Raw genomic sequence first — 22338 nt, 5'->3', positions numbered from 1 at the left:
ACGTACGCGTCCGAACAGGTTGCGGAACACCCGGTCGGCCTAATCGACACGACTACTGCGACGAACCTCGGAACATGTCCACCCCCGCCGCTCGCCGCTCTCCCAGGCCACTACAGCAGCCACCCCAGGGGTTGTCAAGGCAACGATCTCCGGTCTTTTTCCGCTGGCTGTCGCAGCTATTCCGGCCCGTTGCGCTCCGTCCGACGATGAGTTACGTTGCGAACGATAAGCGATATTCCGCGATCTAAGCGGACCTGTTTACCGATCGCTTTATCCGCCATTTGTCACCACCGCGCCGGACAGGCCGGGCGCGCAGCCGAGGAGGGCGGGCATGTACGACGCCGTGGTGGTGGGCGCCCGGTGCGCCGGCGCGGCCACCGCGCTGCTGCTCGCGCGCCGCGGGTACCGCGTGCTGCTGCTGGACCGGGCCCGGTTCCCCTCCGACACCATGTCCACGCTCTACATCCACCAGCCGGGTGTGGCCCGATTGGCCCGCTGGGGCGTGCTGGACGCGATCACCGCCTCGGGCGCGCCGCGGCTGGACACCGTCACCTACTCGGTCGGCGACGTGCGGTTGAGCAGCCGCGCGCCCGCGTTCGAGGGCGTCGACTCCGCCTACGGCCCCCGGCGCCACGTGCTGGACCAGGTGCTGGTGGACGCGGCCGTGGCGGCGGGCGCGGAGTTCTCCGACTCCTCGTCGGTGCGGGGCCTGCTCACCGACGGCGACGCGGTCACGGGGGTGCGGTTCCGCGCGCCCTCGGGCGCCGAGGTCGCCGCGCCGGCGCACCTCGTCGTCGGCGCGGACGGGATGCGCTCCCGGGTCGCCGACCTGGTCGCCGCGCCCACCGAGGTCGAGGACCCCCGTCTGAGCTGCGTGTACTACTCGCTGTGGACCGGGCTCGACACCGGGTTCGGGTTCCACGAGCGCACCGGTCGCTGGATCGCCACCATCCCCACGCACGAGGGCGCGACGGTCCTGGCCACGTACTTCCCGCAGGACCGGTTCGACGAGGTCCGCGCCGACCCGCGTGCCGCGCACCTGGACGCGCTGGCCACCACGGCCGGCGAGGTGTTCGAGCAGCTCGCCGGCGGCGAGCAGGTCGGCAGGCTGGTCGGCACGGGCGACCAGCGCAACTTCTTCCGCCGGGCCGCCGGCCCCGGCTGGGCGCTGGTGGGCGACGCGGGCCACCACCGCGACACGATCACCGCACAGGGCATCTCCAACGCGTTCCTCCAGGCCGAGCTGCTGACCGACGCGCTCGGCGACGGTCTGCGCGACCCCGGCACGAGGGCCGCCGGCCTGCGCGCGTGGGCCGCCCGGCGGGACGACGAACTGGTCGAGAGCTACCACGGCACGCTGCAACTGGCCCGTCTGGAGGTCACCGACGCGCGGCTGGCGGTGCTGCGCGCCATCGCCGCGGACCCGGAGCTGACCGCGGGGTACTTCGCCGTCGTGGCCGGGCTCATGCCGATGGAGGACCTGCTGACCGAGGAGCTGCTCGACTTCATCTGACGCGCTACTGCTACTGGGGAGGCGGAGCGATTGGCTGCGGTACCGCGCGGGATCGCCACGGTGGCCGACGTCGTCGGCGTCGGGTTCGGACCGTCGAACCTGGCGCTCGCGGTGGCGTTGGCGGAGGTCGACGCGCTGAGGGCGGAGTTCTTCGAGCGCCAGCCCCGGTTCGGCTGGCACCGGGGGATGCTGCTGGACGGCGCGACGATGCAGGTGTCGTTCCTGAAGGACCTGGTGTCGATGCGCAACCCGGCGAGCGGGCACAGCTTCGTGGCCTACCTGCACGCCAAGGGCAGGCTGCCGGGCTTCATCAACAGCAAGACGCTGTACCCGCTGCGGGTGGAGTTCCACGACTACCTGGAGTGGGTGGCCGGGCACTTCGCCGACTCCGTCGCCTACGGCAGCGAGGTGGTCGGCATCGAGCCGGTCGCCGAGGACGGCGCGGTCGAGCACCTGGACGTGGTGGTGCGCCGCGACGGCCGCACCACGGCCCGCCGCACCCGCAACGTCGTGATCGCCACCGGCCTGACCCCGGTCCTGCCGCCGGGCGTGACCACCTCGTCCCGCGTCTGGCACAGCGGCGAGCTGCTGCACCGGGTGGAGGAGCTGCGCGCGCGGTCGCCGCGCCGGGTGGCCGTGGTCGGCGCGGGCCAGAGCGCCGCCGAGGTCACCGACCACCTGCACCGCGAACTGCCCGGCGCCGAGGTGCTGGCGGTGTTCTCCCGGTACGGCTACAGCGTCGCCGACGACAGCCCGTTCGCCAACGCGGTGTTCGACCCCGACGCGGTCGACCTGTTCTTCGACGCGCCGGCCGACGCCCGGGCGCGGTTGCTCGCCTACCACGCGAACACCAACTACTCGGTGGTCGACGCCGACCTGTCCGCCCGGCTCTACCGCACCCACTACCAGGAGCAGGTGCTGGGCACGCCGCGGCTGCGGATCGTGAACGCCTCGCGGCTGCACGGCCTGGTCGAGACCGACGACGGGGTGGCGCTGCGGGTCGAGCACCTGCCGACCAGCGCCGTGTCGCGCCTCGACGTGGACGCCGTGGTGTGCGCGACGGGCTACCGGCCGGCCGACCCGACGCCGATGCTGCGCGGCCTGGCCAAGCTCGACGAAGCGGGCAGGCCGGTCCTGGACCGGGACTACCGGGTGGTGACCTCCGACTCCGTGCACTGCGGCATCTACCTGCAGGGCGCGGTCGCCGAGTCGTCGCACGGGCTGTCCGCGGGCCTGTTGTCCACCACGGCCGTCCGGGCCGGGGAGATCGTCCGGTCGATCCTCGGCCAGAGGCGGTGAGGAGGTCTCCGTGTACGTGCCATCGATGTACCGCGCCACCGACGACGGCTGGCCTCGCGAGATCGTGCGGGACTACCCGTTGGCCACCCTGGTCAGCAACGGGCCCCGCGCGCCGTTGGCCACGCACCTGCCCGTGGTCCGGCCTCCCGGCACGCCGGAGGACGGCGAGCTGGTCGGGGCCACCTTGTGGGGTCACCTCAACCGGGCCAACGAGCACTGGCGGGCGCTGGCCGACCGGCCCCGGTCGGTGCTGATCTTCACCGGGCCGAACGCCTACATCACGCCGACCGCCTACCGGACCACGCCGGCCGCGCCGACCTGGGACTTCGTCTCGGTGCACCTGCACGGCCGGGTGGAGCCGATCGAGGGCGCGGAGGGCTCGCTGGAGGTGGTGAAGCGGACGGTCGAGGTGTTCGAGGCGTCGTTCGGCGACGGGTGGGCGGCCGAGTCGTCCCACGAGTACTTCACCCGGATCATCGTCGGCGTCGGCGCGTTCCGGTTCCACGTCGAGTCGGTCGACTCGATGTTCAAGCTCAGCCAGGAGAAGTCCCCCGAGGTGCAGTCCCGGATCATGGCGAGCCTGCACGAGACCGGTCGCGGCACCGAGCCGGAGCTGGGCCGGATCATGCGGCTGCACGGGCTGGGGCACGACGGAGTGGAGGGCACATGACCGCTGCGACCACGACCCTGTGGGGCGGCCCGGCGCGACCGCCGTGCCTGCTCGACTCGCTGGTGGCCACGGCCCGCGAGCACCCGGACCGGGTCGCGGTGGTGGACGGCGACCGCTCGTTCACCTACGCCGGGCTGCACGGGTGGGTCGGCGAGGTCGTCGCGCTGCTGCACGGGCACGGCGTGCGGCCCGGCGACCGGGTCGCGGTGGCGGGCGCGCGCAGCGCCGAGGTGGTGGCCGCGTTCCTCGCGGTGGCCGCGGTGGGCGCCACCTACGTGCCGCTGGACGCGGAGTACCCGGAGCGCAGGCTCGCCCACATGCTGACCGACAGCGGCGCGTCGGTGCTGCTGCACACCGGCACGGGACCCCGGTTCGACTCCGCCGCCGTGCCCGTGGCGATCCCGCGACCCGGCGCGGGCGCGGCCTACGAGGTGGTGGCGTGCTCGCCCGACCTGCCGGTGTACGTCATCTACACGTCCGGCTCGACGGGCTGGCCCAAGGGCGTGGCGATCCCGCACAGCTGCCTGGACGGCATGGCCGAGTGGCAGCGCGCCCACTCGCCGCGGCCGGACCTGCGCACCGCCCAGTTCGCGCCGCTGAACTTCGACGTGTCGTTCCAGGAGGTGCTGGGCACGCTGGGCGGCGGCGGCACGCTGGTGATCGTGCCCGAGGAGCTGCGCCAGGACCCGTTCGAGCTGCTGGACTGGCTGGCCGAGCACCGGGTGGAGCGGCTGTTCCTGCCCAACGTGGCGCTGACCATGCTGGCCGTGGCCGCGTCCGCCGAGGACTCGCTGGAGCACCTGTCGCTGGTCGAGGTCAACACGGCGGGTGAGCAGCTGGTGTGCACGCCGCCGATCCGCGAGCTGTTCGAGCGGCTGCCGGGGTGCCGGCTGACCAACCACTACGGGCAGAGCGAGTCGGCGATGGTCAGCTCGCACGTGCTCACCGGGCCGCCCTCGTCGTGGCCCGCGCTGCCGCCGATCGGCGTGCCGCTGCCGGGCTGCGAGCTGCTGCTCGACCCGACCGACCCGGACGTGCCGGACGTGGGCGAGCTGCTGGTGGCGGGCCTGCCGCTGTCGCTGGGCTACCTGAACCAGCCGGAGCTGAACGAGCGGCGGTACGTGGAGGTGCCGCGCACGCCGCACGGTCACACCCGCGCGTTCCGCACCGGCGACCTGGTGCGGTTCGCGGACGGGGTGGCGTGGTTCCTCAGCCGCGCCGACCACGACGTGAAGATCCGCGGCTACCGGGTGAACCCGCTGGAGGTGGACGCGTGGCTGCTGGAGCAGCCGGGCGTCGCGGCGGCGGTGTGCGTGGTGGTGGAGGCGGGCGAGGGCGCGCGGACCCTGCGCGCGGCCGTCACCCCGAAGGCGGGCGCCGAGCTGGACGTGCCGGGCCTGCTCAAGGCCCTCGAAGGCGTGCTGCCCGCGCACGCCGTGCCGCAGTCGATCACCGTGCGGCCCGCGCTGCCGCGCACGCCGAGCGGGAAGGTCGACCGCGAGGCCGTCGCCAAGGACCTCGCCGCGGCGCTGTGACCGGGCACGACGAGGAGGGCCACCCGGTGCGGGCGGCCCTCCTGCCCGGCGTCTAGGACGTGGGCTGCTCGGTCGGGATCTCCTTGACCGAGCGGATGCGGGTGGACGCGATGTACACGCCCGAGCTGAGGATGCCCACCGCGCCGATGATCAGCGCGGTGGTGGCGCTGAGCACGTTGCCGACCACGCCGCCGAGCAGCGCGCCGAGCGGGCAGACGCCCATCACGATCATCCGGATCGAGGCGTTCATCCGGCCCTGGAGGGCGTCGGGCGTGACCGCGGACCGGTAACTGCGCTGGTTGACGTTGTAGACGATGACCATGACCGCGTCCACGAAGTGCATCACGATGATCAGCACCACCGCGGCGGGCTTGGGCACCAGCGTGGCGACCGGGATCAGCAGGGACGCGCCGCCCGCGAGCCACTGCGTCACCACCAGCAGCGTGCCCAGCGGCAGCTTCCGCGACACCCAGCCGGAGATCATCGCGCCGACCACGCCGCCCACGCCGGACGAGGACAGGATGAGGCCGATGTAGATCGGCTCCAGCGCGAGCGTCCGGGTGATGAAGATCAGGAACACCGGCTCGATGAAGAACGTGAACAGGTTGAACAGCAGCGCGGTGATGGCGAGCGTGCGCACGATCGGGTTGCCGAAGACGAACCGGAGCCCCTCGCCGACCTCGCGCCAGAAGTCGGGCTTGCGCGCGTCGGGCTGCTCCTCGTCGTCATCGTCGTCCTCGGGCGCCGCGTCCGGGTCCACCCGGATGCGCCGCGTGAACACCGCGGACGCCGCATAGGCCACCGTGTTGAACAGCAGCGCGAACGGTGCGGTGAGCACCTGCACCAGGACGCCGCCCACCGCCTCACCCGCCATCCGGGAGGCGTTGTTGCTGATCTCCAGCTTGCCGTTGCCGTCGACCAGGTCCCGCCTGCCCACCACGCTGGGCAGGAACGAGGCGCTGCCGATGTCGGCGATCACCGTGCCGATGCCGATCAGCACCGCGATGACCAGCAAGAACGGCATGCTGAGCAGGTCGAGCACGGCGGCCAGCGGCACGAGCAGCAGCAGCACGCCGCGCGCCAGGTCGGCCGCCACGATCACCGGCCGCTTGGGCAGCCGGTCCAGCCACACGCCCGCGAACAGGCTGATCACGAGGTAGGGCAGGAAGGAGACGGCGGACAGCACGCCCATCTCCAGCACGCTGGCGTTCAGGGTGAGCGCCGCGAGCAGCGGGATCACCCCGGCGGTGATCTCCGCCGCGAACAACGACAGGGTCTGTCCGAACCACAGGTTGCGGAAATTCGCCTGCCGGAACAAACTGCCGGTCCGGCCATTCATCACGTGTGCCTTCCGGAGGGAAACCGGGTACCAGGCCCCTGGTCGCGTCGGAACTCGTCGACCCAGAATTCGAACGCCGGGTCGACCGAGCCAACATAGTCCGCCAACCCGTTCAGGTCTTCGGCGGCCTCCGGATCAGGTTCGGCCCGCAATTGCGGCATCTGCGTCATCAGGTACATCGCACTTTCGGTGTAACCGGCGTCCACCCACCTGTTCCAGGCGGCGTCGCGATCCGATTCCTGATCGGCGAACAACCGTTCACGGCGGGTGCGCGGCGGGAGGGCCGCGGCGGCGGGATCGACCCGCAGCGCGATCCGCCTGCCCAGCACGTAGGCCACGCCGATGCCCTTGCGCAGGCAGAACGTGAGCGCCTCGGCGGCGGTGTCCACGATCGGCTCGCCGCGGTCGTTGAGGGAGGTGTTGCACAGCACGGGCACGCCGGTCGCCTCGTGGAACGCGCGCAGCGCCCGGTCCAGCAGCGGGTTGTCCGCGGCGGTGACGGTCTGGTGCCGTGCCGAGCCGTCGAGGTGCAGGATCGCGGGCACCCGGTCGCGCACTTCGGGACGCACGGCGACCGCCTCCAGCATGAACGGCGACGGGCGGTCCACCGCGAACCACTCCCCCGCGTGCTCGGCCAGCACGACCGGCGCGACGGGCCGCCACCACTGGCGCCGCTTGTGCTCGTTGAGCGACTGCTTGGTCTTCATCGACCGCGGGTCGCCGAGCAGGCTGCGGTGGCACAGCGCCCGCGGCCCGATCTCGGCCGCGCCGTCCACCCAGGCCAGCGGCGCCTTGGTCACGTCGAGCACGAACTGCTCGGGCGAGAAGTCGGCGACGTCCTCGATCCACGGCGCGAACTCGGCCAGCGCGTCGTCCAGGTCGGTGACCTCCGCGCCGTGGTAGGCGGTGCCGAGCCGGTGCCGGGCCGGACCCGTCGCGCCGGTGTCGAACGCGCCGGTAGCGTAGAAGCCGAGCAGGCCCAGGCCGTAGGACTGGCCGGAGTCGTTGGCGCACGGCGGGGTGAGCAGGCCGCGGAAGCCGAACTCGTCGAGCAGGGCGGTGTTGGTCGGGCAGTTGAGCGCGTAGCCGCCGCTCATCGACAGGTGCGCGGTGGTGGGGTCGACACCGGCCAGGTCGCACAGCTTGCGCACGTTGCGCGCCGCGATCAGCTCGCACGCCCGCTGCACGACCTTCATCACCGCGCTCTGCAGGTTCTCCTCTGCGGTGAAGTCCGGGTCCGGCTCCTGGTGGGCGAGCTGCTCGTGGGCCGCCTTCACGATCGACGCGACGAACGGCACCGCTTCGGAGACCGGGTGCACCCGGCCGCCGAGGAGGTTGAGCGCGGTCACGCCCCCGACGTCGAACTCGACGGTGTTCGTCGATGCCGACGCCAGCGCCATGAGCGTGCCGGGCTCCTTGCCGAACAGCTGCTCGGCCGCCGAGTACAGCGGCGCGGGCGACTCGACCGGCGCGTAGGTGATCCGGCCGCGCCGCGACACCGCGCCCGCGTACCAATAGGGCTTGGTGTCGCGCTCCAGCACGAAGTCCGGCGCGGCGTCCACGGCCATCGCCACGATCGTGCCGGTGGCGAAGACGTCGCTGTCCATGAGCAGCCCGCTGAACAGGTGCGCCAGCGAGTGCACGGCGTAGTCCTCGGCGCCGGGCGGCACCGGCACGTCCTGGGCGGCGGGCAGGCAGGGCGTGCCCCACGTGGTGCGGACGTCGGCGAGCGTGAGCCCTTCGGCGGCGAGCAGTTCGGTCAGCACCGCTTCCACGCGGCCGGGGGTGTGCAGCGGCCAGTAGTGGTGCTTCTGCCCGCTGAACCGCTCAAGCTCCCACAGGCGCACCAGCTCGACGTCGGTCGCGGTGCGCCGCCACAGGCTGACGTTCTGGTCGTGCCGCGGTTGCAGCACGGCGTGCGCGCCGGGCGGTGTCAGGTAGCAGCTCAGGACGTGCTCGGCCACGTTCGCCCCCCGGGTGACGCGAGTGCCTTGGCCATGGTCTGGTCCAGCTCGGTCACGAGGTACTCGGGCGCCCCGAGGAACTCGTGGTGGCCGCCCGTCAGCACGGGTGCGGAGAACCGGCCGGCCGGCGCGTACTCGCACCAGCCGCCCATCTGCTCCGGCCTGATCTCGACGTCGTCGGCCCACCCGAGGGCGCACACCGCGCTCGGCAGCTCGATCGGGTCGTCGAGCCGGTAGCGCTGGTTCGCGGTGATGTCGGCGCGCAGCACCCCGAGTCCCAGGTCGATCATGTCGGGGTCCGGCGCGCCGCCCATCGCGCGGGTCAGCGCGGTCAGTTCGACGGCCAGTTCGGCGTCGGTCATCGACAGGAAGCGCCCGTACGGACCCTCGTGCGGTGCGACCTGGGACGACATGAACAGCACGGCGGGCGGCGGTCCCCCGGTCTCCCACAGCCGCACGGCCGTGGCGAACGCGGCGAGCGCGCCGCCGCAGTGCCCGAAGAACGCGAACGGCCGGTCCAGGTAGGGCAGCAACTGGGGCACGGCGGCCTCGGCCAGGTCGGCGTAGCCGCCGTAGTGGGGCTCGCGGATGCGGTTCTCCCGGCCGGGCGGCTGCACGGCGCAGACCTCCATCGCACCGACCCGCGCGGGCCACCGGGCGTACATCGACGCGCCCAGCCCCGAGTAGGGGAACACGAACAGGCGGGCGGCGGCCTCCGGGTCGGGGCGCCGCAGCAGCCACCTACCTCGACGTGGCGGAGACGACATCGGCACCTTCCCCCGGCTCGGTCGCGGCGCCCGGCCGCAGGACGGCGCGCACCGGCATGCTCCGGATGCCCGCCACGAAGTTGGACCTCAAGTGCGCCACCGGACCGGCGAGCTCGAACCGCTCGACCAGGCGCACGACCTCCCCGAACAGCAGGCGCAGCGCGATGCGCGCGAGCGGGGCGCCGATGCAGTAGTGCGGGCCGAACCCGAACGCCACGTGCCGGTTCGGGGCGCGCGCGACGTCGAACCGGTAGGGGTCGGCGAAGGCCCGCTCGTCGCGGTTGGCCGAGCCCAGCCACGCCACCACGGCCTCGCCCGCCCGGACCGGCTGCCCGCTCAGCTCGGTGTCGACCACGGCGTAGCGCATGAAGTGGTTGGCGGGCGAGGCCCAGCGCAACCCCTCCTCCACCGCGATCGACGTCTGGTCGTCGTCGCCGGTGAGGCGGGCGTACTCGTCGGGGTGCTCGCTGAACGCCAGCACCGTCCCTGCCAGCGCGTGCGGCGTGGTGACGTTCGCGCCGAGCAGCAGGCTGTAGCAGTTGTAGACCAGTTCGTCGGCGCGCATGCCGCGACCGCCGACGTCCATCGCCTTGAGGAACCCGATCAGGTCGTCGCGCTCGCCGCGGCCGTGGACCTGCTCGGCGAAGTACTCGAACAGCTCGTGGTGCGCGGCGATCAGCGAGCCGTGCCCGGCCTCCGCGCCGAACGACGGGTCTTCCGGCGCGACGGCCATCGTGGTCAGCCGGGCCAGCTCGGGCCAGTCCGACTCGGGCAGGCCCATCAGCGCCCCGGTGAACTCCATCGGGAACCCGGCGCCCGCCTCGGCCACGTCCCACGGCTCGTCGCCGGCGAGCGGGGCGAGCAGCCGCCGCACCACGTTCAGCACGGACGGGTGCCGGGCGCGCAGCGCGGTGAAGGACAGCGCCTTGGCCATCGGCTCGCGCATGGCGGTGTGCACGGGCGGGTCGCTGGCGGCCATCATCTTGTCGGCCGCCGGGTCCGCGTTGCCGAGGATGGACAGCAGGGTGCCGCGCTTGGACGTGAACCGGGTGTGGTCGCGCAGCACGGCGCTCACGTCGTCGTACCGCGTCACGGACACGAACCCGCGGCCGTCGGGCAGTACCTGGCGGTGCACGGGCGCGCGGTCGCGCATGGCGTGCCACACCACGTGCGGGTCGCCGTCGGAGTAGGTGGCCGCGTCGAACAGGTCCACCGCGTCGAGGTCGACCTCCTCGTCGCCGGTCGGTGTGCTGAGCCTCATCGGGGTCCCCCCGCAGGGTCGTTCCCGGTGACCGGGTGCGCGGTGTCCAGGTGCCGGGCCAGTTCGGCGATGGTGGGGTTCTCGTAGAAGGTGCGGGCCCGGACGAACGCGCCCCGCTCGTTGCCGATCTCCGCGGTGATCATCGTGGCCAGCAGCGAGTGGCCGCCCAGCTCGAAGAAGTCGTCGTCCACGCCGATGTCGTCGACCTCCAGGACGTCGGCCCACAGCCGGGCCAGCCACAGCTCGCCCTCGCCGCTGGGCGCCCGGTAGTCGGTGTCGAGGTAGGGCCGCCCGCGCAGCGGCGTGGCGGCCAGCGCGGCGCGGTCCACCTTGCCGTTGGCGGTCAGCGGCAGCGCGGGCAGCCGGCTGAACGTGGCGGGCACCATGTGCCGGGGCAGCACGGCGGCGAGCGAGCGCCGCAGGTCGGCGACCGACACCAGCCCGTCGGTGGTGTAGAACGCGACGAGCCGCCTGCCTCCCGTCCGGTCGGGCCGCGCCACCACCGCGACGTCCAGCACGTCGGGGTGCGCGGTGAGCGCGGCCTCCACCTCGCCGGGCTCGACCCGGAACCCGCGCAGCTTCACCTGCGCGTCCGCGCGGCCGACGAACTCGTACGCGCCGTCGGGCAGCCTGCGGGCGAGGTCGCCCGTGCGGTACATGCGCCCGCCCGGGGTGGCGGGGTCGGGCAGGAACCGCTCAGCGGTCAGCGCGGGTTGGTTCAGGTAGCCGTGCGCCAAGCCGTCACCCGTCGCGTACAGCTCACCGACCTCACCGTCCGGGACGGGTCGCAGGTCGGGGTCGAGCAGGTGCACCCCGCCGCCGCGGATGGGCGTGCCGATCGGCACCGTCGCCGTGGTGAGCCGCCCGCGGACGGGGTGGCAGCAGGTGAACGTGGTGTTCTCGGTCGGGCCGTAGCCGTTGATCAGCGAGGTGTCCGGCAGCAGCGCCACCGCCTTGTCCACGTGGGACGGTGACAGCACGTCGCCGCCGGCCAGGAGCTGCCGCACGCCTTCGAGGTCGGCCGGCGCGGTGTCGACCACCTGGTGGAACAGCCCGGCGGTCAGCCAGGCCACGGTGACGCCCTCGGCGCGCACGAAGTCCGCGACTTCGGCGGGTGCGAGCTCACCGGGCGGCGCGACGGCCAGGCGCGCGCCGTTGAGCAGGGCTCCCCAGATCTCCAGGGTGGAGGCGTCGAAGGCGACCGGGGCGTGGTGGAGGACGACGTCGGTGGCCCCGAGGGTGACGAAGTCGGGTTCGTGCACCAGTCGGGCCACGGCGCGGTGCGGCACGCACACGCCCTTCGGCGTGCCGGTGGACCCTGAGGTGTAGGCGATGTAGGCCAGGTCTTCGGGACCGACTTCGACGTCCTCGCCACGCGGTCCGCCCACCAGGACGTCGTTCTCGGTCAGCACGACGGACGCGTCCGCGTCGGCGAGCAGGGCGGCACGGCGCTCGGGCGGGTCGTTGGGGTCCAGCGCGAGGTAGCAGCCGCCGGCGCGCACGATGCCGAGGAGCGCGACGGCCACCAGCGGCGACCGTCCTGAGTGGACGGCCACCACGTCCCCGCGCCGGACGCCGCGCCCGCGCAGGGCGTGGGCGAGGCGGGCGGACGCGTCGTCCAGCTCGGCGTAGGACAGCCGCTGCCCGACGCCGGTCACCGCGGTCCGCCGCGGCACGGCCGTGACTTGGCGCGCGAACAGCGCCGGGATCGTCCGCATGTCACATCCCTTCGGTGTCGAGGGCCGTCCACTGGGCGGTCGAGGTGGCGACCAGGTCGCCGTCGCTCCCGTAGACACTGGTCAGGTTCACGGCGGTGCGCCCGCGACGCTCTTCCCGGCGGGCGACGACGACGTGCGGCACGCCGGGCCTCGGCGGGCGGAGCACCTCGGCCGTCATCCGGGTCAGCACCATCGGGTCCGCGCGCGGGTCGGCGGTCCAGCCGCCCGGGCAGTCCAGCACGCCCCACAGCACCTCGGTCGAGGTGTCCTCGGGCACCCACTCGCAGGCCACCACGCCGGTGCGGCCGGCCACCGGACCGGGCGCGAGCCGCAGCCCGTCCGGCCGCTCGTGCCCGCACACGAAGCACGTCGGGAACGGGTGGTCGCGGTGGCCCAGGTAGCCCTCGGACGCGCGTCGCGCCACGTCCGGCGGCACCGCTCCCACCACCGGGACGGGCCGGGTGGCCGCGCCGACGGTGGCGACCACTTCGTCGTCCAGCCACAGGTGGGACCGGCGCGTGCCGGCCTCCAGCCGCATCGGGGTCTCCAACGGCGGCGGCGCGATCAGGGTGACCACGGCACGGCCGGCGTCCGGCGGGGCGAGGCCCGCGAGGAGGCCGCACACGTACCCGCCCTGGCCGGAGTCGGGCGGTCCGTTGAACCGCGCCGGGATGGTGACCTCCATCAGGCGCCCACCCTCTGCGGCGCGCACGTCGCCTCGACGCACAGCGAGGTGTGCACGGACACCGCGCCGGACAGCTCCCGGCACTCCTCCACCACGAACCGCACCTTGTCCTCCCTGGCCGGGTCGCTGTCGGCGATGAGCACGCCGATCACCGTCCCGCTGTGCGCGATCACCAGGCCGAGCGCCTCGACCTCGTCGCCGATGCGGCGCAGCTCCGCCAGCAACGGCCGGGGCCGCACCTTCGTGCTCAGCTCGGCGCTGCGGGTGGACACCGCGCCCACGGCGGCGAGGTCGTGCCCCCGCACCGCGTCGGTCAGCGCCTCCAGCAGCTCGGCGTACTCCTGCCGGTCCCGCGCCGTGTACGGCTTGGGCACCCGGTTGTGCCGCACGGTGTCCACCTGGCCGCCCTCGTCGACGCCGACGATCGTCAGCACCGGCAGGCAGCCCAGCCGTTTCCGCAGCCGCACCTCGCGGTGGTAGAACGCCACGATGCCGTCGTGCATGACGCCGTCGGTCGGCTCGATGTGCCGCAGGAAGCCCTCGATCGCCACCGCGTCGAGCTGCTGGCCCAGCGCGGCGGCCACCGCGCGGGCGGTCGCCACCAGGTCCGCCGACGAGCTGGCCAGCCCCTTGCCCTCGGGCAGCCTGCCGGCCAGGTCGAGCACACCGCCGCCCCGGTAGCCGCCCGCGCTGAGCATCCGCTCGACCAGCCGCCGCGACTTCTCCTTGTTCGGCGGGCGCACGACCACCGGGTCGTGCTCGCCGGTCAGCTCGAACCGCGCGGTCGAGTACTCGGTGATCGGCAGGGTGACGAGGAAGTCGCGCTCGTCCTCCGGCAACGCGCCCTGGAGGAGTTCGCCGAACGTGCCGGAGGCGCGTCCGTGGCCGATGTGGGTCACGTGCGGCCTCCCCGGTCGAGCCCGGGGTCGGAGCCGGCACCGAGGTCGATCAGGGCCGCGACCGCCGCCGCGTGCGGTGGCCGCACCAGCGCGAAGTGGTCGGCGGGCAGGTCGTGGGTGGTGAAGCGGCCGGCGACGTGCGCGGCCCACCGGCCCGCGCTGTCGTGCTCGCGGTTCTCCTCGCCCTGCACGAACACCGCGTCACCGCCGTGGAGCCCGGGTCGGTGCCGGGTGTGCGCGCGCACGTTGGCCTCGAACACGGCCAGCAGCGCGGCGGCGTCCTGGACGTGCTCGTCGCCGAGCTCGTGGCGCAGCTGCTCGGCGAAGTCCGCGTCGTCGGCGTCGTACTGGCCCGGGTAGGCCGGGTCGACCATGGTCAGCGAGGCGGTGCGGTCCGGCGCGCGGACCGCCATCTCGTGCGCCACGACGGCGCCGAACGACCACCCGGCCAGGTGGTGCCGGGGGAACCCGCGCAGCAGGTCGAGGTAGGTGGCGGCGGTCTCGCCGACGTCGGCCGCGGGTCGTGCCGCCGCGGCGACGCCGTGCACCGGGTGGCGCGGGTCGATCGCCTCCACCAGCGCCCGGTAGGCCAGCAGGGTGCCGCCCGCCGGGTGCACGAGCACCACGGGCGTGCCGTCGCCGCCGGCGCGCAGCACCCGCAGCCGCGGCCGGTCCTCCACGGCCGCGTCCTCACCGGTGAGCAGGGCCGCGATCGAGCGGATCGTGCCGCCGTCGAGCAGCTCGGTCACCGGCAGCGCGCGGCCGAACCGCTTGCGCACCGCTGTGAGCAGCCGCAGCGCCTTGAGCGAGTGGCCGCCCAGTTCGCTGAACGTGTCCAGCACACCCACGTCCTCGACGCCGAGCACGTCGCGCCACACGTCCAGCAGCACGCGTTCGGCCTCGGTCGCGGGCTCGGCGGACGTCCGGTCGCGTCGCACCCCGACGGCCGCCAGCGCCTTGCGGTCCACCTTGCCGTTGGCGGACAGCGGGATCGCGTCCACCGCCTGCCACAGCTGCGGCACCATGTGCTCGGGCAGCCGGTCCAGCAGGAACGCCCGCAGCCGCGCCGGGTCGGCGTCGCCCGCGAAGAACGCGGCCAGCGCGCCGTCGCGGACCACGACCGCGCACTCCCGCACGCCGTCGTGCCCGCCGAGGACCGCCTCGACCTCGGCCGGCTCCACCCGGAACCCGCGCACCTTGACCTGGTCGTCCACCCGGCCCAGGTACTCCAGCTCACCGCCGGGCAGGCGCCGGGCCAGGTCGCCGGTCCGGTACAGCCCGCCCGCGAACCGCTCCGCGGTCAGGTCGGGCCGCCCCGCGTAGCCGTCGGCCAGGCCGGCGCCGCCGATGTGCAGCTCGCCGGCCACGCCGATCGGCACGGGCCGGCGATGGGCGTCCAGCACGTGCAGCCGGACGTTGGCGATGGGCCGGCCGATCGGCACGACGGCGCGACCGTCGTCGCGGCACCGCCAGTGGCTGACGTCCACCGCGGCCTCCGTCGGCCCGTACAGGTTGACCAGCTCGGCCGGGTGGGTGGCGAAGAACCGCTGTTGCAGGTCGTGCGGCAACGCCTCGCCGCTGGCGAACACCCGCCGCAGGGACGTGCACGCGGGCACGCCGTCGTCGTCCAGGAACGCGCGCAGCATCGACGGCACGAAGTGCAGCACCGTCACCCCGGCCTCCCGGATCAGCCGGGTCAGGTAGGTGGGGTCGCGGTGGCCGCCCGGTCGGGCGACGACCAGGCACGCCCCGGTCATCAGCGGCCAGAAGAACTCCCAGACCGACACGTCGAACGAGTACGGCGTCTTCTGCAGCACGCGGTCGGCCGGCCCGATCGGGTACTCGTCCTGCATCCACAGCAGCCGGTTGGCGATGGCGCGGTGCGAGACCACGACGCCCTTGGGACGGCCGGTCGAGCCGGACGTGAAGATCAGGTACGCGGGGTCGTCCGGCGTCACCGCCGTCACCGGCGCGGTGTCCGGGTGGCCGGTGGCGAGGTCCAACCGGTGCGCGCCGGGCAGGTCCCAGTCGGCCAGCAGCACCACCGGTTCCGCCTGGGCCACCATCTCCCGGGTGCGCGCCGGCGGGTTGTCCGGGTCCAGCGGCAGGTACGCCCCGCCCGCGCGCACGACCGCGTGCAGCGCGACGACCAGCTCCACCGACCGCTTCGCGCTGACCCCGACGACCGTGCCGGGGCGGACACCCAGCTCGATCAGCCGGTGCGCGAGGCGGTTGGCGCGTCCGTCGAACTCCCGGTAGGTCAGCGCGGCGCCCTCGAACCGCACCGCGGGCGCGTCCGGGTCGCCGTCGGTGAGCGCGTGCAGCAGGTGCGGCCCCGGGTAGTGCCGGTCGGTGTCGTTCCAGGACGCCAGCAGCGCCCGTTCGCGCTCCGGCCGCAGCTCCGCGTCGGTGTGCGGCGCGTCGGGGTCGGTGACCAGGGCGTGCAGCGCGGCCAGGTAGTAGTCGCGGACCCGTTCGACCTGCTCGGTGTCCAGCCGGGTCCGGTCGTGCCGCAGGCCGATGGCGATCTCGCCGGTCTCGGCGTCGCGGAGGAGCTCGGCGCCGAACGGGAAGTTGGTCGGCACCACGCTGTCCTCGTCCAGCAGCTCCAGCACGTCGTCGGAGGGCTGGTCGCGTGAGACGTGGAAGTGCGTGTAGTTGAAGAACGTCTCGAACAGCGGTTCGCCGCCGTGCGCGCGTTGCAGCTCGGCGAGCGGGAAGCGGCGGTTCGGCTGGATCGCCACGTCCGCGTCCGACACCTGCCGCACCAGGTCGGCCCACGTGCCGTCGGCGAGCCGCAGCCGGAAGGGCACGGTGTTGAGGAACAGGCCCAGCACGCGGTCGCCGTCGGTCTCCTCGCCGCGGCCGTTGTAGACGACGCCGGTCACCACGTCGTCGCGGCCCGACAGCAGGGACACCACGCGCAGGTGGGCGGCCAGCAGCACCACGCGCACCGACACCTTGAGCCGGTTGGCCAGCGCGAGCAGGCCCGCGCCGACCTCCGCCGGCACGGTGGACTCCGTCATCGCCATGTCCGGCTCGGCCGTCGCCGGCCCGCCCAGCGGGAGCGCGCCCGCCGTGACGTCGTGCAGCAGGTCGGTCCAGAACGCCCGCTGCGCGTCGTCGGCGAGCGCGGCGCGTTCGAGGGCGACGAACGTGCGGAAGCGGGCCTTCGGGGTCGGCGGCACCTCGCGGTCGTGGCCGAGCGCCCGCACGTAGAGCGTGAGCAGCTCGGCGAACAGCGACCGGCCGCTCCAGCCGTCCACGATCGCGTGGTGCTCCACGATCCACAGCTGGATCTCGTCGTCGGCGCGGCGCTGGACGTGGAAGCGGATCAGCGGCGGGTGCGTCCAGTCGAACGGCCGGGCCCGCTCGGCGCGGAACCGCTCGCTCACGGCCGCATCCACGTCGGCCTCGCCGCGCAGGTCCTCGAACGTGAGCGGGGTGGGCACGTCGGCGTGCACGAGCTGCACGGGTTCGCCGAACCCGGCCACCGCGAACGACGTGCGCAGCACCTCGTGCCGGGCGAGGGCGGTCTGCACCGCCTCCCGCCACGCGGCCTCCGAGTACTCGCCGCGCAGGTGGTAGGTGGCGACGTTGTGGTAGATCTGCTCGGAGTCGGCGGACTCGCTGTGGTAGAGCATGCCCGCCTGCAACGCCGACAACGGGTAGGCGTCGCAGACGTCGTCGCCGATCAGCTCCCGGTCGGCGGGCGCGAGCAGGTCCAGCCGGCCGACGTCGACGGGTTGGTCCGGCGCGACCAGCGTGGTGCGCGGCGCGAGCTCGCGGATCGTCTGGTGCAGCACGAGGTCCGTCACCTTGATGCCGAGACCGTGCTCCCGCGCCCGGGCCAGCAGCTGGACGCTGCGGATCGAGTCGCCGCCGAGCTCGAAGTAGTTGTCGTCGACGCCCACCGGGTCGCGGCCCAGGACCTGGGACCAGATGCCCGCCAGCACGGCCTCCACCGCGGTGGTCGGCGCGGCGTAGGGCGCGGGCTCGTCCCAGTCGTCCTCCGCCGCGACCGGTCGCGTTGGGACCGCGTCCAGCGGTCGGTCCGGGTCGGCGGCCACGTCCTCCAGCAGCCGCGCGTAGCGCTCGGCGAACCGGCCCACCTGCTCGGCGCCGAACAGGTCCGACCGGTACTCGAAGTTCGCGCCCGCGCCGCGGTCCCGGTCGGTGATCTCCAGCGTGAGCGGGAACTTCGCCGTGCCGGAGTCGAGCAGGAACGGCGTGAAGCCGACGTCGGCGGCCGTGCGGGCGCCGTCGCCCCGCTCGAAGAACGTGAACAGCACCTGGAACACCGGGTGCCGGTCGCCCGCACGCGGCGGCTTGACCTCCTCCACCACCAGCTCGAACGGCACGTCCTGGTTGGCGAAGGCGCTCAGCGCGGTGCCGCGCACCCGGTGCAGCACGTCGCGGAACGTCGGCGCGCCGGTCAGCCGGGTGCGCACGGCGAGGGTGTTGACCAGGAACCCGACCGTGCCGGCGAACTCCGGTCGCTCGCGGTTGGCCGACACCGTGCCGACGATCACGTCGTCCACACCGGACAGCTCGCGCAGCAGGACCTTGAACGCCGCCAGCAGCACCATGAACAGCGTCGCGCCGGACTCGGCCGCCAACGCCCGCAACCGGTCCACCGCGTCGGCCGGCAGGTCGAAGGACAGGTCGGCGCCCGCCGGTGGCCCGCCCGGACCCCCGGCGGGCAGCTCCAAGGTCGGCAGGGGGTGCGCCAGCACGTCGCACCAGTGCGCGAGCTGCGCCCGTGCCGCGGGGCCGGCCAGCCACTCGTCCTGCCAGCCGGCGTAGTCGGCGTACTGGAAGGCGGGCGCGGGCAGGTCGGGGTCGCGGCCCGCGACGTGCGCGGCGTAGCCCTCGACGACCTCCCCGAACACCAGGTCGGCCGACCAGCCGTCGCACACGATGTGGTGCATGGTCAGGACCAGGACGGACTCGGCGCCGCCCAGGCGCAGCAGGGCCGCGCGGAACAGCGGGCCGCGTTCCAGGTCGAACGGTCGGGCGGCTTCGCGCGCCACCCACTCGTCGGCCGCAACGGCGTGCGCCACGGTGAGCTCCGGCTCCGCCGTCGGGTCCACCACCTGCACCAGCTCGCCGTCGACGAGCGCGAAGCGGGTGCGCAGCGCTTCGTGCCGGGCCACGACGTCCGCGACGGCCCGGCGCAAAGCGTCCTCGTCCACCTCGCCGCTGAGCCGGTAGCACAACGGCACGTGGTAGGTCGGCGCGTCGCCGACCACCTGCTGCACGAAGAACATCTGGTACTGGGCGCGCGACGCCGGGAAGACGTAGACGCCGGTCGTGGCACCCTGGTCGGCGTTCATCCGATCTGTGCTCATCCCCTCGGCCCTCGCTTCACCACGTCGCGGACCACGACCACCGCCCGGTCCACGTCGGCCGTGCTCACGCCGGAGTGCGTGACGGCGCGGATGCGGCCGTGCCCCAGCTCACCGACGGCCAGCCCCTCGGCCGCGGCGGCGGCCACGAACGACCGCCAGGTGAACCGGGGGTCGGTGACGCGGAACATCACGATGTTGGTCTGCACGGCGGCCGGGTCGACCTCGACGCCGTCCACGTCGGCCAGGCCCTCCGCGAGGCGGCGAGCGTTGGCGTGGTCCTCGGCGAGCCGGTCGGCCGCGGTGACGGCCAGGATGCCCGCCGCGGCGATCACGCCGGCCTGGCGCATCCCCCCGCCGAGCATCTTGCGCAACCGCCGGACCCTGGTGATGAACTCCGCCGACCCGACGACGATCGAGCCGATGGGTGCGCCCAGGCCCTTGGACAGGCAGAACTGCACCGAGTCGGCGTGCTCGGCGATCCGCGCGACCGGCACGCCCGAGGCCACGGCGGCGTTGAACACCCGCGCGCCGTCCAGGTGCACGGCCACGCCGCGTTCGTCGGCGAACCGCCGCACCCGCGCGAGGTAGTCCGGTGGCAGCACCTTGCCGCCCGCCCGGTTGTGCGTGTTCTCCAGGCAGATCAACGCGGGCAGCGCGAACTGCGGGTCGTCCGGGTCGTCGGGGAAGCCGCAGGCCAGGTCCTCCAGGGCCAGCGTGCCGTCGGAGCCGGTGCGGACCGGCTCGTAGACCACGCCGCCCAGCACCGACGCGCCGCCTGCCTCGTAGACGTGGATGTCGGACTCGTCTCCGACCAGCACCTTCGCCCCGCGCGGCGCGTGGGCCATGATCGCGGCGAGGTTCGCCATGGTGCCGCTGGGAGTGAGGCAGGCGGCCTGCTTGCCGAGCAGCTCGGCGGCCAGCTCCTCCAGCCCGCGCACGGTCGGGTCCTCGCCGTAGACGTCATCGCCCAGCGGCGCGTCGACCATCGCCTTGAGCATGTCCGGCGTGGGCAGGGTGAAGGTGTCGCTGCGCAGCTCGATCACTGGCCGGCCTCCGGGTCGATGCGGGTGTCGATCCGGTCGAGCGCGGCGGTGAGCGCGGCGTCGACCTCCTCTGGCGTCGCACCGCGGGCGATGACGTGACCCAGGCGGTCGTAGGCGTTGACGGGTGGGCGCACGGTCGCGCCGACCCGGGCGGTGACGGTCACCGCGGTCACCCCCGGCACGGCCCCCGCGTCGCTCACGCCGTCCACCGCGCGCAGCACACCGGGCACGGGCGCGAGCAGGAACGCGATGCCGGCGCAGCCGCTGTCCGACGGCGTGAGGTCCGGTGACAGGCCGGCCGCCGCTCGCAGCTGCTGCTCCAGCAGCTCGACCCCGGTGGCCAGGCGGATCAGCTCGGGGATCATGCCGCCCGCGAGCCGCGGGTTGACCTCGATTACGGCGGGGCCGTCGTCGGTGAGCACGACCTCGGTGTGCGTGGCGCCCAGCGCCATCCCGGCCGCCTGCACCGCCCGCCGCGCGGCGTCGGCCAGGGCGTCGGTGACCGCGGGGTCCAGCGGCGCGGGGAACAGGTGCCGGTGCTCCACGAAGTGCGGCCCGCCGGTGACGGACTTGCGGGTGACGCCGACCAGCTCCGTCCGCCCGGCCAGGCCGAACAGCTCGACGCTGAACTCCGGGCCGCGCGCGTACTGCTCGACCAGCACGCTGCGGGCGGTCGGCATGCCCCGGACGTTCTCCCGCACGGCCAGCACGCGGTCGGCGTGCGCGGCGACCTGCGCGGTGTCGTGGCACAGCAGCACGAGGTTGGAGCCGGAGTCGTCCACCGGCTTCACCACGCACGGCAACCCGACCTCGGCGACCGCCGCGGCCACCGCCTCCGGCGTCACCGGCTCGTCCAGCACCGCGAACCGGGGCTGCGGCACGCCCGCGTCGGCCAGCCGGCGGCGCAGCAGCGACTTGTCGCGGCACGTGCGCACCGCGTCCGCGGGGTTGCGCGGCAAGCCGAGCCACGCCGCCAAGTCGGCCACGGCGGGCGCGTAGAAGTCGCTGGTGCTCACCACCCCGGCCAGCTCCTCGCGGCGGAACCGGTCCTGCACGGCCGCGCGCAGCGCGCTCGGCGAGTTCGTGTCGCACACCAGCACCTCGGCGGCGGTCGCGGCCAGCCCCGCGTACCGCTCGGGCTTGCCGGTCAGCAGCACCGGCCGCAGGCCCAGTCCCGCGGCGAGGTCCAGCGCGATCATGCCGGTGCCGGTGGTGTTGGACTCCACGAACACCAGGTGCCGGTCGAGGTCCAACCCGGACTTGGTGACCGCCCGCGACCACCGGGTCACCTCGGTGCCGTAGTCGACCTGCTCGGGCGCGTCGGCGACGGCCAGGTCGGTCAGGCCGGAGGAGGCCCAGAACCCGTCGCTGTAGACGGTGTCGGCGTAGCGGTCGCCGCGGTCGGGGAAGATGCCGACCACCTTCGTGCCCGGCTCGGCACGCCGGGCCACGTCGGTGAGCACCCGGTAGACCGAGCCGGACGTGTTGCCCGCGAAGATCCGCTGCTCGACCGCCAGCGCCCGGGTCGCCGCGAACGCCTCGTGGTCGTTGAGCCAGTGCACCTCGTCCAGCAGGGTGCGGTCGAGGTTCTTCGGCAGCAGGCTGTTGCCCAGGCCGCTCTGGAGCCGGCGCGGCTCGTCGGGCTGGTCGAACAGGACGCTGCCGACGCAGTCCACGCCGACCACGTGCAGGTCTGGCAGGCTTTCCCGCAGCGCCCGCGACGTACCGCACAGCGAACCGCCGCTGCCGACCGACCCGACCAGCACGTCGAACGCGCCGAGGTCGTCGAGCACCTCGCGGGCGAGCCTGCGGTAGGCGCCGGGGTTGTCGGGGTTGCTGTACTGCTGCGGCCAGAACGCGCCGGGCAGGTCGGCCATCAGCCGTTCGAGGCGTTCGATGCGCGCGCTCTGCCAGCCGTGCGAGGTCATCGCCTCCACGACGTGCACCTCGCAGCCCAGGGCGCGCAGCTTGGCCAGCGTCATCCGGTCGACGCGCGGGTCGGTGACGATGTGCACGGGGTGGCCGAGCGAGGTGCCGACCAGCGCCACGCCGAGCGCCATCGTGCCCGACGAGCTCTCCACGATGTGCGCGCCGTCGGCGAGCGCGCCGACCCGCTTGGCCTCCAGGATGATGTTCGCGGCCACCCGGTCCTTCATCCCGAACAGGTTCTGCAGTTCGAGCTTCGCGTAGACCTCGACCCCCTCGGCCGCCGGCACGCGCAGGCGGACCAGCGGCGTGTGGCCGATCGCGTCGGTGATGTCGTCGAAGATCATGGTCGGCTCCTCCCCCGGTTC

General features: G+C 73.7%; 14 protein-coding genes. 4 read left to right on the top strand and 10 right to left on the bottom strand.

What is annotated here, in order from left to right:
• Positions 1-331 precede the first annotated feature (331 nt).
• Genes ACQPYE_RS16940 through ACQPYE_RS16925 form a run of 4 tightly spaced genes read left to right on the top strand, consistent with a single transcriptional unit; the run spans position 332 to position 5017 of the window.
• Positions 332-1513, top strand: a complete 1182-nt coding sequence (locus tag ACQPYE_RS16940; RefSeq protein WP_498722275.1) for an NAD(P)/FAD-dependent oxidoreductase — start codon at positions 332-334, stop codon at positions 1511-1513.
• A gap of 30 nt (positions 1514-1543) precedes the next feature.
• A complete protein-coding gene (locus ACQPYE_RS16935) occupies positions 1544-2812 on the top strand; it encodes a lysine N(6)-hydroxylase/L-ornithine N(5)-oxygenase family protein (RefSeq protein ID WP_498722274.1) in 1269 nt (422 codons plus the stop codon).
• A gap of 10 nt (positions 2813-2822) precedes the next feature.
• Entirely contained in the window at positions 2823-3482 is a 660-nt protein-coding gene (locus tag ACQPYE_RS16930; protein WP_498722273.1) for an FMN-binding negative transcriptional regulator, read from the top strand.
• On the top strand, positions 3479-5017 hold the full coding sequence (locus tag ACQPYE_RS16925) for an AMP-binding protein (RefSeq protein ID WP_498722272.1): 1539 nt from the start codon (positions 3479-3481) through the stop codon (positions 5015-5017). The genes ACQPYE_RS16930 and ACQPYE_RS16925 overlap by 4 nt, the downstream gene beginning before the upstream one ends.
• Positions 5018-5069: 52 nt before the next feature.
• Here the strand turns inward: ACQPYE_RS16925 and ACQPYE_RS16920 are convergent, their stop codons facing one another.
• From ACQPYE_RS16920 to ACQPYE_RS16875, 10 genes are read right to left on the bottom strand one after another with little or no spacing between them, the layout of a single operon-like run.
• Positions 5070-6356 carry an MFS transporter gene (locus ACQPYE_RS16920; protein ID WP_498722271.1) on the bottom strand — a complete coding sequence of 429 codons (1287 nt, stop codon included), beginning with the start codon at positions 6354-6356 and terminating at the stop codon, positions 5070-5072.
• A complete protein-coding gene (locus ACQPYE_RS16915; protein WP_498722269.1) occupies positions 6356-8320 on the bottom strand; it encodes a carbamoyltransferase C-terminal domain-containing protein in 1965 nt (654 codons plus the stop codon). Before ACQPYE_RS16915 ends, ACQPYE_RS16920 begins: the two co-directional genes overlap by 1 nt.
• Positions 8302-9087 carry a thioesterase II family protein gene (locus ACQPYE_RS16910; RefSeq protein ID WP_498722267.1) on the bottom strand — a complete coding sequence of 262 codons (786 nt, stop codon included), beginning with the start codon at positions 9085-9087 and terminating at the stop codon, positions 8302-8304. The genes ACQPYE_RS16915 and ACQPYE_RS16910 overlap by 19 nt, the downstream gene beginning before the upstream one ends.
• A complete protein-coding gene (locus ACQPYE_RS16905) occupies positions 9062-10348 on the bottom strand; it encodes a cytochrome P450 (RefSeq protein ID WP_498722266.1) in 1287 nt (428 codons plus the stop codon). The genes ACQPYE_RS16910 and ACQPYE_RS16905 overlap by 26 nt, the downstream gene beginning before the upstream one ends.
• A complete protein-coding gene (locus ACQPYE_RS16900; RefSeq protein WP_498722265.1) occupies positions 10345-12066 on the bottom strand; it encodes a non-ribosomal peptide synthetase in 1722 nt (573 codons plus the stop codon). The genes ACQPYE_RS16905 and ACQPYE_RS16900 overlap by 4 nt, the downstream gene beginning before the upstream one ends.
• A gap of 1 nt (position 12067) precedes the next feature.
• Positions 12068-12751: a hypothetical protein gene (locus ACQPYE_RS16895; protein ID WP_498722264.1), complete on the bottom strand. Its 684-nt coding sequence runs from the start codon at positions 12749-12751 to the stop codon at positions 12068-12070.
• Positions 12751-13650 (bottom strand): GHMP family kinase ATP-binding protein, encoded by a 900-nt coding sequence (locus ACQPYE_RS16890; RefSeq protein ID WP_498722263.1) that lies wholly within the window; start codon positions 13648-13650, stop codon positions 12751-12753. The genes ACQPYE_RS16895 and ACQPYE_RS16890 overlap by 1 nt, the downstream gene beginning before the upstream one ends.
• Complete coding sequence (locus tag ACQPYE_RS16885; protein WP_498722262.1) at positions 13647-19001, bottom strand: amino acid adenylation domain-containing protein; 5355 nt, start codon at positions 18999-19001, stop codon at positions 13647-13649. The genes ACQPYE_RS16890 and ACQPYE_RS16885 overlap by 4 nt, the downstream gene beginning before the upstream one ends.
• The gene (gene ltaE / locus ACQPYE_RS16880; protein WP_498722261.1) at positions 18998-20044 is read right to left on the bottom strand and encodes a low-specificity L-threonine aldolase; all 1047 of its coding nucleotides are present in this window, start codon (positions 20042-20044) and stop codon (positions 18998-19000) included. Before ltaE ends, ACQPYE_RS16885 begins: the two co-directional genes overlap by 4 nt.
• On the bottom strand, positions 20041-22317 hold the full coding sequence (locus ACQPYE_RS16875) for a pyridoxal-phosphate dependent enzyme (protein ID WP_498722260.1): 2277 nt from the start codon (positions 22315-22317) through the stop codon (positions 20041-20043). Before ACQPYE_RS16875 ends, ltaE begins: the two co-directional genes overlap by 4 nt.
• Between the last annotated feature and the right edge of the window lie 21 nt (positions 22318-22338).

The sequence above is a fragment of the Actinosynnema sp. CA-299493 genome, from assembly GCF_050946825.1.
Classification (GTDB): Bacteria; Actinomycetota; Actinomycetes; order Mycobacteriales; family Pseudonocardiaceae; genus Actinosynnema.
The sequence above is the reverse complement of the archived record's forward strand: the minus strand, read 5'-3'. Positions and strand labels throughout refer to the sequence as shown.

What these genes read in the sequence shown, in the direction of transcription:
- ACQPYE_RS16925 (WP_498722272.1), top strand. Translation starts at nt 3,479, where the DNA reads ATGACCGCTGCGACCACGACCCTGTGGGGCGGCCCGGCGCGACCGCCG.
- ACQPYE_RS16875 (WP_498722260.1), bottom strand. Translation starts at nt 22,317, where the DNA reads ATGATCTTCGACGACATCACCGACGCGATCGGCCACACGCCGCTGGTC.
- ACQPYE_RS16900 (WP_498722265.1), bottom strand. Translation starts at nt 12,066, where the DNA reads ATGCGGACGATCCCGGCGCTGTTCGCGCGCCAAGTCACGGCCGTGCCG.
- ACQPYE_RS16895 (WP_498722264.1), bottom strand. Translation starts at nt 12,751, where the DNA reads ATGGAGGTCACCATCCCGGCGCGGTTCAACGGACCGCCCGACTCCGGC.
- ACQPYE_RS16940 (WP_498722275.1), top strand. Translation starts at nt 332, where the DNA reads ATGTACGACGCCGTGGTGGTGGGCGCCCGGTGCGCCGGCGCGGCCACC.
- ACQPYE_RS16885 (WP_498722262.1), bottom strand. Translation starts at nt 19,001, where the DNA reads ATGAGCACAGATCGGATGAACGCCGACCAGGGTGCCACGACCGGCGTC.
- ACQPYE_RS16905 (WP_498722266.1), bottom strand. Translation starts at nt 10,348, where the DNA reads ATGAGGCTCAGCACACCGACCGGCGACGAGGAGGTCGACCTCGACGCG.
- ACQPYE_RS16920 (WP_498722271.1), bottom strand. Translation starts at nt 6,356, where the DNA reads ATGAATGGCCGGACCGGCAGTTTGTTCCGGCAGGCGAATTTCCGCAAC.
- ACQPYE_RS16910 (WP_498722267.1), bottom strand. Translation starts at nt 9,087, where the DNA reads ATGTCGTCTCCGCCACGTCGAGGTAGGTGGCTGCTGCGGCGCCCCGAC.